This window comes from Shewanella sp. Isolate8 (assembly GCF_022398495.1).
In the GTDB taxonomy this organism is placed as follows: Bacteria; Pseudomonadota; Gammaproteobacteria; order Enterobacterales; family Shewanellaceae; genus Shewanella; species Shewanella aquimarina.
The window spans coordinates 271,576-285,354 of the sequence record NZ_JAKEVI010000003.1; the positions used below are offsets into that span (position 1 = coordinate 271,576).

The window sequence follows — 13,779 nt, forward strand, 5'->3', positions numbered from 1 at the left end:
GAAAAACTTTCAGATTCACCCACTATCAAGGGGAGAGCCTTTTGCCATGGGAACGCGGCTTAGCCGCCATTCTTCCTCGAAGCCAAAGCAGATTTAAGCTTATACTCTTTTGACTTGCCCTGGGTATTATAAGTCGATTAGTATAGACGTCTATACGTTTATACATCCAAAATAAAAATAGCACGTCAAATCGATAGACGCGGCAGTTTAGGCAATAGGTCAGTTGAAGTAGGTGAAAGTTATGGCGACCCAATCCCCTGTTCGAAACGTAAGGCAGATTAACGACGCGATCCGCGCGCGGCTCAATAAGGAAATTTTGATCCTCGACGGCGCCATGGGCACCATGATCCAGAACCACAAGCTGGAGGAGGCCGACTTTCGCGGCGAGCGCTTCAAGCAGTGGCCCTGCGATCTCAAGGGCAACAACGACCTGCTGGTACTGACCCAGCCCGAGCTGATCAAGCAGATCCACAAGGATTACCTGCTGGCCGGCGCCGATATCATAGAGACCAACACCTTCAACGCCACCCGCGTGGCCATGGCCGACTATGAGATGCAGGAACTGTCGAAGGAGGTCAACCTCGAAGGTGCCCGCCTGGCCCGCGCCGCCTGCGATGAGGTCGCCGCCGAGACCGGCCGCGAGGTGTATGTCGCCGGGGTACTCGGCCCCACCAACCGCACCTGTTCCATCAGCCCGGATGTCAACGACCCTGGCTATCGCAACATCTATTTCGACGACTTGGTAGCGGCCTACCTGGAATCGACCCAGGCTCTTATCGAGGGCGGCGCCGACATCATCATGGTGGAGACCATCTTCGATACCCTCAACGCCAAGGCGGCGCTGTTTGCCATCGAGACATTGTTCGACCAGCTGGGCCAGCGCCTGCCGGTGATGATCTCGGGCACCATTACCGATGCGTCGGGCCGTACCCTGACGGGCCAGACCACAGAGGCCTTCTACAACTCGCTGCGCCATGTGAAGCCGCTCTCTATCGGCCTCAACTGCGCCCTGGGGCCACAGGAGCTGCGCCCCTATGTGGAGGAGCTATCGAAGATCGCCGAGTGTTATGTGTCGGCCCACCCCAACGCCGGGCTGCCCAACGAGTTTGGCGGCTATGACGAGACCCCGGAGCAGATGGCCGAGGTGATCGGCCCCTGGGCCCAGGAAGGCCTGCTCAACATCATAGGCGGCTGTTGCGGCACCACGCCGGAACATATCAAGGCGATCCGCACCGCCGTCATCAAACATAGCGCCCGTCAATTGCCCGATCTGCCGGTAGCCTGCCGCCTGTCGGGCCTTGAGCCGCTGACCATAGACGCCGACTCCCTGTTTGTGAACGTGGGTGAGCGTACCAATGTCACCGGCTCGGCCAAGTTTCTCAGGCTTATCAAGACGGGCGAATATGAAGAGGCGCTGTCGGTCGCTCGGGATCAGGTGGAGAACGGCGCCCAGATCATCGACATCAACATGGATGAAGGCATGCTGGACGGCGTCGAGGTGATGCAGAAGTTCCTCAACCTTATCGCCTCCGAGCCGGACATCAGCCGGGTACCCATCATGATCGACTCCTCCAAGTGGGAGGTGATCGAAGCCGGGCTCAAGTGCATCCAGGGCAAGGGCGTGGTCAACTCCATCTCCCTCAAGGAGGGTGAAGAGAAGTTTATCGAGCAGGCAACCCTGGTTAAGCGCTACGGCGCCGCAGCCATCATCATGGCCTTCGACGAAGTTGGCCAGGCCGATACCATGGCGCGCAAGATAGAGATCTGTACCCGCGCCTATAGGGTATTGGTGGATAAGGTAGGCTTCCCGCCGGAAGATATTATCTTCGACCCCAACATCTTCGCCATCGCCACCGGCATCGACGAACATGACAACTATGCGGTGGACTTCATCGAGGCGACTCGCGAGATCAAGCGTACCCTGCCCCATGCGATGATCTCAGGCGGCGTGTCTAACGTCTCCTTCTCCTTCCGCGGCAACAACCCGGTGCGCGAGGCGATCCACGCCGTGTTCCTCTATCACGCCATTCAGGCGGGGATGGACATGGGCATAGTCAACGCCGGACAGCTGGCGATCTATGACGACATCGACCCAGAGCTTAAGACCAAGGTGGAGGCCGTGGTGCAAAACCTGCCCTGCCCGGTTAAAGATTCAAACAACACAGAACAGCTGCTTGAGATCGCCGAGCAATACCGTGGCGATGGTGCGGCGGGCGCCAAGAAGGAAGATCTCGAGTGGCGCAGCTGGCCGGTCAACAAGCGTCTGGAGCACGCGCTGGTCAAGGGGATCACAGAGTTTATCGACCAGGACACCGAAGAGGCACGCCAGCAGGCCAGCCGTCCGCTGGACGTGATCGAGGGCCCGCTGATGGATGGCATGAACGTGGTGGGCGATCTGTTTGGCTCGGGCAAGATGTTCCTGCCCCAGGTGGTGAAATCGGCGCGGGTGATGAAGAAGGCCGTGGCCTATCTTAACCCCTTCATCGAGGCCGAGAAGGTCGAGGGCCAGTCCAACGGCAAGATCCTCATGGTCACGGTAAAGGGTGACGTGCACGACATAGGCAAGAACATCGTCGGCGTGGTGCTGGCCTGTAACGGCTATGAGGTGGTGGATCTCGGCGTCATGGTGCCGGTCGAGAAGATTATCGAGGTCGCCAAGGCGGAAAATGTCGATATCATCGGCATGTCGGGGCTGATCACCCCGAGTCTGGATGAGATGGTGCACAATGTGAAAGCCTTCCACAAGGCGGGGCTGAATATCCCCTCCATCATAGGCGGCGCCACCTGCTCTAAGATCCACACGGCAGTGAAAATCGCCCCCCACGCACCCGAGGGCGCCATCTATATCGCCGATGCCTCACGCGCCGTGCCCATGGTGGCCAAGCTGATCAACGATGACACACGTCAGGCGACCATAGACGCCGCCTACGGCGAATACCAGGAGATGCGCGACAAGCGTAACTCACAGGCCAAGCGCAAGCAGATAGTCTCTATTGTGGCGGCGCGGGAGAACCGCTGCCAGCAGGACTGGCAGAGCCATAAGCCTTTCGTGCCGAATCAGCTTGGCAGACAAGTGTTTGACGACTATCCGCTAGAGGATCTGGTCGATCGCATCGACTGGACCCCGTTTTTCCGCAGCTGGGAGCTACACGGCCACTTCCCCAAAATCCTCGACGACGAGGTGGTGGGCGAAGAGGCGCGCAAGCTCTACCAAGATGCCAAGGCAATGCTCAACACCATAATCAATGAGAAGTGGCTCACGGCGAAGGCGGTCATCGGCCTCTTCCCTGCCAACACGGTCAACCATGATGATATCGAGATCTACAAGGATGAATCGCGCAGCGAACTCGAGATGACCACCCACCATCTGCGGATGCAGATAGAGCGGGTGGGCAACGACAACTTCTGTCTCGCCGACTTCGTCGCGCCGAAAGACTCGGGCGTCGCCGACTACATGGGCGGCTTCGCCGTCACCGCCGGCCACGGCATCGACGAGCATGTGGCCCGCTTCGAGGCCAACCACGACGACTACAGCGCCATCATGCTCAAGTGTCTGGCCGATCGTCTGGCCGAGGCCTTCGCCGAGCGAATGCACGAACGGGTGCGTAAGGAGTTCTGGGGCTACGCCGCCGACGAGAACCTGGATAACGAGGCGCTGATCCGCGAGAAATACAAGGGCATACGTCCGGCCCCAGGTTACCCCGCCTGCCCGGATCACACAGAGAAAGGCCTGCTGTGGGAACTGCTTAAGCCAGATGAGACCATAGATCTCAAGATCACCGAGAGCTATGCCATGTTCCCCACCGCCGCCGTCTCCGGCTGGTACTTCGCCCACCCGCAGTCGCGCTACTTCGGTGTGACCAACATAGGTAAAGATCAGGTGGAGGATTACGCCAAACGTAAGGGGATGAGTGTCGAAGAGACAGAGCGCTGGTTGGCGCCAGTACTCGATTATGATGTTTAGTGGAGAGGGTTGCTGCGTAAACCTTATTACGCTTTGATGAGCCAAGCTTTGCTTGGCTAGAACTCGAAGCCTTCCAGGCTTCACCCGGCCAAGGACACCCCAGACGAAGTTGTGATCCCTCGTGCTTATGGATAAATCGCTAGCGCTTCCGAAGGATGCATCCATGCACCTGCGGAAGCTAGTCGGGCATCCATGCCCGCCTCACCCGATTTATTCCAACGCCCTTCGGCAACTTCGATGGGGACTTGTTGTAGCATCTAACCTATTCTGAAGGGTCAGTCACCCTGGTCATTGGTCACTATCAAGATACCTTTTTGGGCTAAATACCTTTCAAGAACAATGAAGGGAGTCGCCACGACTAGAGCATAAACTACAGAATTTAGAAGACTTTGAGTGATGATGCCCAAAAACGAGCTGGGATACAGGCTAGAAAATATTAGCCCAGATAAGATAATACTCGCCATAGCGATATAAAGAGTTAGCCCAACGCTAGTCAGCCTTTTGCTCTCTGGTCCTTTAGCCATAAAACCTCCCTATTTAATACCCGCCAATCACCACCTTACAGGCGATTGAATCCATCTAGCTCCAGCCTAGGTACAGGCTGCTTTTTACTTACCCGAAAGCTTGCGAAGCTTTTAAAGCACAGCTTATAGAAGTTCTAGGCTTAAGTCAGGCTTCGATGGGAACTTGTTGTAGCATCTGACCTCATTTGCATAAGGCCAGACAATCTTGAAATTTTATAGATTATAGATAGTTAAAGAATATCTAAGGCGACTTATAACAAGTGCGGGTTGTGGTTTAAAAGACCCCGTTGGAAGTTGCCGGAATGGATTGCAGAAAATCACGTGATTGAGGCATGGATGCCGAGATAGCCTCAGGTGAGCTATGGATGGCGAATATGAGGCGATAGGGATTTTCAAAAAGACACGGAGGAGAACAACTTCGCCGGGGCGCCGGGGGATTTCCAAAAGGGGAACAGGCGCTTTTCCCCTTTTGGTCGGGTGTGGGATGGAATCCCACGACTTTCTTCGGTCGGCAGACCGATATTCTCCCATGAGTATGGGTTGAAGACCCACTAGGTTACGAGGTAACCAGACCACCTCTCACAAATGTGATTCAAAGACCCACAACATTATTTCCCCAAACTAAGTTTGCCCCACTCCCCCCTTCCCTCTAGACCCAGCTAACACCTTGATCTACTATGCCTGCTCACCAGGACGTCTGGTCTATACCAGCTGGAAACAAGGATTAGCGAAAATGGAAGTCACACTCATCCCGAGCAATGCACTCGAAACTGCCTTGCAGGCGGCACTTGCCGATCACACCCAGGCCAAAACCCTCTATGAACACCTGATTAAGGCCAGGCTCTACCTGCTGAGCGATGGCCAAGAAGATCCTCAGGCCGATGGCACCACTGAGCTCTCCATCATGCAATGGCACATCCCCGTCAGCGATGATCAGGTGCACTACTTCGTCCCGCTGTTTACCTCCCAGGAGGCGGTCGATCAGGCCAAGGTGGTTATGGAAGCAGAGGGCAGCGAATTTCACGGTCAGATAGAGATAGATGCACCTCAGGCATTTCAGCTGCTGCTGACCAATCAGATGGATATGGCGCTCAATCCCAATAGTAATCTATCGAAAGTCGTCAGCAGCGATGAGATCCGCTATATGTTGCTTCCCGACATGGCGCTACTCCCCCAGGGCAATCACCTCCTGCTGCTAGGCAAGGTACTGGCAAGCGATCTGCCCATGTTCGGCGCGGTGCGGCAAATATTGACTAACTACCCCAGCGTCAAGGCGGGCTATTTCATCGAGTCATGCGAGCTGGATATCCGCCGCGGCGGCACAGACAGCGCCTTCACCCTGGCGCTCACTCTTGAGGGAGACAGGATTAGCGATGATTTCAGCCGCATTCGCAGCGATTGCCGCAACCTCCATAGGGAGATTGAGCTTCATGGCTGGGAGATACGCCCCTACCTGTTAAGAAGTGACAAGCATGATGAGATAAGTGACTTCTGCCTGAAGAAGCTTGAGCCCTTCTATCGCCCTTCATTGTTGAGCAAAATTAAGACCTGGTTTAGCTGATCGGCAAGCCAGGCTTGGCGGGTGACGTAATCGATGAAAAGCGCTGCTCAGCCAGCGCAAAAACGACATCAAGCCAGTGGCGAAAAGTGCACTCAGCCAGCATTGGAGCCTGGCTGGACTATACTTATCGATAACGTTTCACAACGTTAACGAGGCAAGTATATGAGTATTTCAAACCGGTTAAATCACTATCTGGCTGAGCATGAGGTGAACTATGAGATAGTGCTGCACCGCCACAGCCACAACTCTATCAGCTCGGCGATTGCCGCCCAGCTGGCCCCCGCCCAAGTCGCCAAAGGGGTGATATTGGAAGATCATCAGGGACGCAGGATCATGGCGGTACTGCCCACCAATCATAAGATCAACCTCAAGGCGTTGGGTGACAAGCTCAACCGCGATCTGCATCTGGTGAAGGAGCAAACCGTCTATCAGATGTTTGACGATTGCGAACATGGCGCCATCCCCTCCCTCGGCGCGGCCTACAACATAGAGACCATCTATGATGACCTGCTGATCGAAGCCAAGGAACTCTACCTCGAGGCCGGTGACCACACCAGCCTGGTCAGGCTCAGCCGGGAAGACTTCATCAAGCTAATCAAAGACGCTAAACACCTGAGGTTTAGCTATCAGAGCATCCACTAGCACTGACTCATCAGGGAAGCGGCGGCTTCCCTTTTTTTTGTCCGGGCTTCCATTAATCCTTCTCACAACCCACAGCTTCTGGCATCTGGGCTAAGTTGCGGCATAATAGGCCGACCTAACCAAGCTTAATGAGTGAATGGATCATGATACTAATTACCGGAGCCAGCAGCGGCCTGGGCGCAGCCCTCGCCAGGCGTTATGCCAACATGGGGGAGCAGGTAGTGATCTCGGGGCGCGATCAAGCCAGGCTTGCCAGCGTAGCGCAGAGCAGCAGCGGCCTTCATCCTCTGAGTGCCGATCTCTGCAACGAGCAGAGCGTAGCGACCCTGTTAGATGGCGTCGACGCCATGAGCGGCGCCTCACCACTTAACACAGTGATTCACTGCGCCGGCAGCGGCTACTTCGGCCCCATCGCCGAGCAGCGGGCCGATGAGATAACTAAATTACTACAAAACAACGTCACCTCCAGCATCTTGCTGGTGCGCGAGCTGGTTAGGCGCTATCGAGACACGCCGCTGAATCTGGTGGTAGTGATGTCCACGGCCGCCCAGCAAGCCAAGGCGGGGGAGTCGACCTACTGCGCGGCCAAATGGGCGGTGCGCGGCTTCATCGAGTCGGTGCGCCAGGAACTCAAGGGTAAGCCGATGAAGATCATCGCCGTCTATCCCGGTGGCATGGATACCGGCTTCTGGCCCAGCAGCGGCAAGTCCCTCGACACCTCGAGCTTCATGAGCGCCGAGGAGGCCGCCGAGATGCTACAGGGAGCCCTAAGGGCCACCAAACATGGCCATATCGCCGATATCACCATCGCCAGAGGCTAGCGCTTAGCGGTCAGCGAACCCAAAACAAAGGCTCGGCCTGAATAAACAGTGCCGAGCCTCGCTTAAGAGCTTACTAGCAGATCACTTACGCTTGTAGATGGCTTCCATCTCGGCGGCCATGGCCTCTGCCTCTTCCAGCTGCAACTTATGTTGTTTCTCGCCTAGTTCGATAAGTTGTTGTTCTAAATCCGCCAATTGCTCCTGCTCGGCCTGGGTGAGCTCTGGCTTATCCTGCAGGGCAAAGATGGCGTCATGGATCTTATCCATCTCCATATCCAGGGCCTCGATAGCATCGGGATTCTCGCCGTCTTGACTATCCAGCTCATCCAGCCAGGCATTAAACTGCTCACGTGAGGCACCCACCCCCTCGGCGGTCTGGTCGATGAAACAGTCAGACAAGGCCTCGGCGTTCTCTTCTGTCATGCGCTCATACTTATCGAAGCAGCTCTTCATGGCGTGGCGATAACCGCGCTCCAGCTTGCCGCTGTCGATGCCAGACACCTGCTCCATAGCGATAAAGTCGCCGTCGGCTTTCATCTGCGAAACATTAAATTCGATAAGCTTATCGACATCCACTTCCATGCCAGCCAAGCCGTAAGCATCAGGTGGTGGAAGGTCGGCGCCCTGGGCGCTAGTGAGGATAAAAAACAGCGGTAGTAAGAATCTTGCTTTCATGATTAATCCCTTAATCTGGTGTAATAGCTTAGTCTGGTGTAGCAACTTAATCTGGTGTAACAGCTTAGTCAGCCAGGCGGTGACCTCCTTGTTGCCGCCATAAGATAGCCCAGCCCATGGGGCCTGTCTAGAGAGAAGCACGCTCACGAAAAAGCGGCTTATCCTTTATAGGACAAGCCGCTGAAAATGATGATTTATTATGATGCTGCTGTCAGGAATGGGCTGGCGAATACGACGCTGAATATTCTTGAAATCCTAGGCCAATTCCCTGTGAACCACCTCGCAAGCTGCGGCGTTAGAGGTAGGCCTCGATTATCTCCTGAATCGCTTCTGGCATTACAGGCTTGGTGATGTAGTCATCGACGCCGAGCTTGAGGGCAAAATCCTTGTCCGACTGCTCCGCCAGCGAGCTTATTACCACCAGGGGGATCTTGGCGGTCTCTTCGCTGCCCTTGAGATGCTGGATCACCTGATAACCGTTGACGTGGGGCATGGTGATATCCAGCAGGATCAGATCCGGTACCAGGGATTTCATCACCTCGATGCCACCACTGCCCGAGTTCACCGCGGTAACCTCATAATCGTCTCCCAGCATGGCGAGTAACACCCCGGTACAGACGGGATCGTCGTCGATGATCAAAATTTTCGCTCTGGACATTTATCTCTCGCTCTCGCTGTTGATTTGATTACATTGTATCCAAGTCTGGCGGGAATACCAGCCTGTGGTAGGTGGTTAACCTTAGGGTTTAGACCCATTTTTTTCGCTTAAGTTTCAGCAACAAAAAGCGCGCCCATAAAAAAGCCCCGTCCGGAGACGGGGCCTTGAAGCACGGCGGCAACTCAAAGGTTAGCGGGCGATTTTCACCTCGGGCTCGTTGAGCAGCGCCAGCATAGGATTATCATGCATCACCTTGGCCTTGAGGCTAACCCCCAAGATAAGGCCCATCACAAACCCGCCTATGTGCGCCCAGTAGGCCACGCCCTGGCCCGCCATCACCAGGCCAAAGATGTTGAACCCCAGCCAGATGGCGAAGAAGGCCATGGGGCTGAGCTTCTTCTGATACACCACGAACATGAAGGTCAGGCTGGCATGACGGAACCACATGAGGTACATGCCGAACAGCCCGGCGATGGCGCCGCTGGCGCCCACCATGTAGATGCCAGAGCCAGGGTCGGCGGCGATCTGCGCGGCCGCCGCGGCCAGGCCACACAGGAGATAGAGCCCGAGAAACTTGGCGCGGCCCAACACATCTTCCAGGTTATCCCCCACCACGTAGAGGAAATACATGTTACCCGCCAGATGCATGATATCGCCATGGAGGAACATATGGCTCAGCAATGTCCAGGGGTGGTGGCCCGCCAGCAGCTCGTTGGAGCGCATGGCAAAGTTTTCGAACACTGTCTCTGTGCTGCTCAGGTTAAAGCCGTAGGCGACGAAGATCAGTATATTGAGCGCCAGCAGCATGTAGGTCACTAAGGGCGTCGATTTCGGTTTGAGGTTAAATTCCACCGGCATCTTGCAGAGGAACTGAAACAGCCAGGTCTTGACGCTGATGCTAGCGTTTAACTCCTCCAGCAGTTGTCTCACCTTGGGCGACTGCACCACCTTGGTACGCTCATGCTCATCGACCCAGACACCGCTACAGCTATGGCAGACATCAACCTCGATCTCATATCCTGTCATCAGATGGTAGCGATGCAGGCTCAGGTCGCACTGATGACAGCTGCGGCTGGAGCTCCCCAGCAGCTCGCCCAGTGTCTCTTCGACCCTGACATCATCATCGCCGTTGTCGGCCTTCGACAGGGCGGCATTTAGCTCGCCGTTTTTAAACCAGAGGCCACCGCACTGACGGCAGCAATCCACATGCTCGCCGTGAAAATTGTAGGCTCTTAGTCGCCCCTCGTGGCAACCTAGACAAATATGGGTCATGGGGAGCTCCTTTGCTAATCTACTATGATGTCGTTGCGTCTCAGTTCATCGGCCAGCGCAGTATAATTGGCCTTCAGTGCCGGCAGAGTGTTGTCGCTCATCTCTTTGGTCAGCCCCTTGAGCAGGTCGCCGCCATACTTGGCGCCAAAGACTCGCCCCTCAATCTTGCCAATGATATCGGTCACCTGCAGATAGAAGCGCCGGGTCTGTGACAGCAGCTGAGGCGGCGTCTCCAGGGTATAGGGCGAGTAACGCATATTCTCCCACACAAAGCTAGCCAGGGCAGGCTTGTGATTCTTGATGTCGAAGGGCGCCTTACCGGCGATAAAGTCGGCGTACTCGTTGATGATGGTGATATTGTCCTGCACCTCATCATACAGGGCATGACGCAGGTAATAGTTGTTCTGCTTGTTGGTCAGGTTATCGAAGGTGATCGCCTGCGACAATCCCTCCTGCGCCGCCAGATAGACGCCGGCGACCGTGGCGATGATCATGAAGATCTGGCTGATCCAGAAACTGGTCTTCACCAGCTCCCGATTGTCTAAACGGGGAAAACGCTTGCCATCCTCTATCGCTGTGGCTGGGGCTGTGGCTGGGAAAGAGGCTTGGTCATTAACATCCATATTCTGATTCCTGTGACTGATAAGGCGCTATGTATAAAGCAGGGGCGGATACTAACACAAGCCGATGACAAATTCGTACCACGAGGTTTTATTTTGATAACAAAAACAATAGCTACCGAATATTTTCGTGATACAAGCCTCCCGAGTTCCAATGCAACAGGCGACTCACCTCTGCGTTAAACATCCTATTTTTTAGAAACTATTAAGCGGTATTTAGCAATATTCGTTCGATTTAACCAGTGATAGGCTGTTCCCATTCCCGCCAGCTACACTTAAGCAGTACTGAAGCAGCACCAGGCGGTTCCCAATCATGAGGTACTTAAGATGAAAGTGATCAGCCAATTTACCGCCCGTCCCGCAATGGATGGCGACGGCGTCAACATCCGCCGTGTGGCCGACTTTATGAACACCCGCTTCGATCCCTTCCTGATGCTGGATGAGATCAAGTCGGACGATGCCAGCGACTATATTGGCGGCTTCCCGCCCCATCCCCACCGCGGCATAGAAACCTTTACCTATATCCGCAAGGGGGGCTTCGAGCACAGAGACCAGCTGGGGAATGTCAAGGCAATCAAGGCCGGTGACGTACAGTGGATGAGCACAGGCAGCGGCGTGGTGCACTCAGAGATGCCCCTGGCCGACGCTCAGGATGGCCTGCACGGCTTTCAGATCTGGCTCAACATGCCCGCCAAGGAGAAGATGCGCCCGGCCATCTACCGCGATAGCACAGACGAGCCGCTGCCCGAGACACAAAACGACAGCGGTGCCCGTCTGCGTGCCCTGGCCGGCAGCTGGCAACTAAAAGGTGGCGAGCCGCTGCAGGCGCCCATTCAGGAACTGGCGGGCGATGGCAAGATAGCCGATCTGATGCTGGCGCCCAATGGTTCGGCCCAGCTGGATCTAAAGTCGCGCGAATATGTGGGTCTCTATCTCTATCAGGGCGAGCTGGTTAGCCAGGCGGCGCCGGAAAAGCGCTACGGCGCGGGGCAATACCTTGTCGTCGATAGCCAACAGCTCATCGAGCTCGAGGCGGGCGAGCTGGGCGCTGGGGCGCTGGTGTTTGCCGGTCAGCCCATTCGCGAGAAGATAGTGCACATGGGCCCCTTCGTGATGAACACCGAGCAGGAGATCCAGCAGGCGATCGCCGACTATCAGGCGGGACGATTCGGCAGCATTAAGGCCTAATGGCTTAAATCCAACAGATAAAGAGGGCCAATGGCCCTCTTTTTTTATGTAAATTCAGCAGCATCCTACTGCGCCAAAATCGTGATCCTGTGCTAACTTTCTAACAATGAAAATCTCGAAATCGTCACAAAAATCATGATAAGCTTATTACCACTTTGTAGGTAAATGTTTATTTTTCAAACATAATTTGATCAAATTTATGTGACTTAGCCGTAACTAATACACATAAACTTGAGGCGCATCAAAATTTACAGCAGGAAAGCTGTGGTAATTTTTAAGCTATTCCTAACACAGAGAATACTTAATGAGAAACCTTAAGCCCCCCTTTGGCAACCTTGCCAGTACCTTAGCAAGCTTAGTTGTATGTTTGGCCGCACTGTTTAGTCCCGCTGTTTTTGCCAGTAATAGCGAGGCAGGTGGGCAGCTGTTAGATCTCACCGCCACAGGGGCTGGTTATCTCGCCGTGGTCATCTTCGTCCTGGCCTACCTGCTGGTGATGGGCGAAGAGGTGCTGCATCTGAGGAAATCCAAGCCAGTGCTGGTCGCCGCCGGATTGATCTGGGGCATCATAGGTTACATCTATGTACAGCATGGCATGTCGGAACTCTCAGAGACCGCCTTCAAGCACAACCTCTTAGAGTATGCCGAGCTGCTGCTCTTCCTGTTAGTTGCCATGACCTACATCAACGCCATGGAGGAGCGTAACCTATTTGACGCCCTGCGGGCCTGGATGGTGGGTAAGGGCTTTAGTCAACGTACCGTCTTCTGGCTCACCGGCTTCATGGCCTTCTTCATCTCCCCCATCGCCGATAACCTGACAACTGCCCTGTTGATGTGCGCCGTGGTGATGAAGGTCGGCGGCGAAAACAAGAAGTTTGTCGCCCTGGCCTGTATCAACATAGTGGTGGCGGCCAACGCCGGTGGCGCCTTCAGCCCCTTCGGCGATATCACCACCCTGATGGTCTGGCAGAAAGGCGTGGTGCATTTCGAGCAGTTCATCGACCTCTTCATCCCTTCTCTGGTCAACTTCCTGGTACCGGCGGCGATTATGAGCGCCTTCATCGTCAACCAGGTCCAGGAGGCGGATGAGGAGAAGGTGCTGATGAAGCGCGGCGCCAAGCGTATCGTCGCCCTGTTCCTGCTCACCATAGCCACCGCCGTCTGCACCCACAGCCTACTGGGCCTACCGCCTGTACTGGGCATGATGACAGGCCTTGGCTTCCTGCAGTTCTTCGGCTTCTACCTGCGTAAGAGTTTCCCCAAGGCGGTACTCAAGGCGAAAGAACAGGCGGAGCGCGATAACAATATCAAGCGCCTGGAGCAGCTGGGTAACGTGGTGCCCTTCGATGTGTTTAGCCGCATCGCCCGCGCCGAGTGGGATACCCTACTCTTCTTCTACGGCGTGGTGCTCTGCGTCGGTGGTCTGGGTTTCATGGGCTACCTGAGCCTGGTTTCCGAGGCCATGTATACCCACTGGGACGTGACCTATGCCAACATCGCCGTGGGTGTACTCTCCTCTATCGTGGATAACATCCCAGTGATGTTTGCCGTGCTGACCATGAATCCTGACATGGGGCTGGGCCAATGGCTGCTGGTCACCCTGACCGCGGGTGTGGGTGGTAGCCTGCTCTCTATCGGCAGCGCCGCCGGGGTCGCCCTGATGGGTCAGGCCCGCGGCATCTACACCTTCGCCAGCCACCTTAAGTGGACCCCAGTGATTGCGCTCGGCTATGCCGCCAGCATCCTAGTGCACCTCTGGTTGAACAGCTCGCTGTTCTAAGCCAGTGTGTAGCGTGAAGGAATGAAAAGGTTAGATTACCTATAGTCACCCTATGGGTTAATCAAAAGGGGCGT

At 55.3% G+C, this 13,779-nt stretch carries 10 protein-coding genes; 6 read left to right on the forward strand and 4 right to left on the reverse strand.

Annotated features, from left to right (window positions below; translation table 11 throughout):
* Positions 1-241: 241 nt before the first annotated feature.
* The 4 genes from metH (at position 242) to L1D43_RS13700 (ending at position 7,512) form a co-directional block, all read left to right on the forward strand.
* Positions 242-3,964 (forward strand): methionine synthase, encoded by a 3,723-nt coding sequence (gene metH / locus L1D43_RS13685; RefSeq protein WP_239852418.1) that lies wholly within the window; start codon positions 242-244, stop codon positions 3,962-3,964.
* A 1,257-nt stretch (positions 3,965-5,221) separates the two neighbouring features.
* Positions 5,222-6,049, forward strand: coding sequence for an SseB family protein (locus L1D43_RS13690; protein WP_239852420.1), 828 nt, complete (start codon positions 5,222-5,224; stop codon positions 6,047-6,049).
* Between the two features lie 162 nt (positions 6,050-6,211).
* Positions 6,212-6,691: a YbaK/EbsC family protein gene (locus L1D43_RS13695; protein ID WP_041508488.1), complete on the forward strand. Its 480-nt coding sequence runs from the start codon at positions 6,212-6,214 to the stop codon at positions 6,689-6,691.
* A gap of 143 nt (positions 6,692-6,834) precedes the next feature.
* Positions 6,835-7,512, forward strand: coding sequence for an SDR family NAD(P)-dependent oxidoreductase (locus L1D43_RS13700; protein ID WP_239852422.1), 678 nt, complete (start codon positions 6,835-6,837; stop codon positions 7,510-7,512).
* 81 nt (positions 7,513-7,593) lie between these two features.
* On the opposite strand, the gene L1D43_RS13705 is transcribed toward L1D43_RS13700, so the two are convergent.
* The 4 genes from L1D43_RS13705 to L1D43_RS13720 form a co-directional block, all read right to left on the reverse strand.
* A complete protein-coding gene (locus tag L1D43_RS13705) occupies positions 7,594-8,187 on the reverse strand; it encodes a hypothetical protein (protein WP_239852424.1) in 594 nt (197 codons plus the stop codon).
* Positions 8,188-8,482: 295 nt separating this feature from the next.
* Positions 8,483-8,845 carry a response regulator gene (locus L1D43_RS13710; protein ID WP_239852426.1) on the reverse strand — a complete coding sequence of 121 codons (363 nt, stop codon included), beginning with the start codon at positions 8,843-8,845 and terminating at the stop codon, positions 8,483-8,485.
* A gap of 189 nt (positions 8,846-9,034) precedes the next feature.
* Positions 9,035-10,117, reverse strand: coding sequence for a rhomboid family intramembrane serine protease (locus L1D43_RS13715; RefSeq protein WP_239852428.1), 1,083 nt, complete (start codon positions 10,115-10,117; stop codon positions 9,035-9,037).
* A gap of 14 nt (positions 10,118-10,131) precedes the next feature.
* Positions 10,132-10,740: a hypothetical protein gene (locus L1D43_RS13720; protein ID WP_239852429.1), complete on the reverse strand. Its 609-nt coding sequence runs from the start codon at positions 10,738-10,740 to the stop codon at positions 10,132-10,134.
* Positions 10,741-11,064: 324 nt separating this feature from the next.
* Between L1D43_RS13720 and L1D43_RS13725 the strand changes: the two genes are divergently transcribed.
* Positions 11,065-11,925 carry a pirin family protein gene (locus L1D43_RS13725; RefSeq protein ID WP_041508482.1) on the forward strand — a complete coding sequence of 287 codons (861 nt, stop codon included), beginning with the start codon at positions 11,065-11,067 and terminating at the stop codon, positions 11,923-11,925.
* A 304-nt stretch (positions 11,926-12,229) separates the two neighbouring features.
* Positions 12,230-13,705: a sodium:proton antiporter NhaD gene (nhaD, locus tag L1D43_RS13730; RefSeq protein ID WP_239852432.1), complete on the forward strand. Its 1,476-nt coding sequence runs from the start codon at positions 12,230-12,232 to the stop codon at positions 13,703-13,705.
* Positions 13,706-13,779 lie beyond the last annotated feature (74 nt).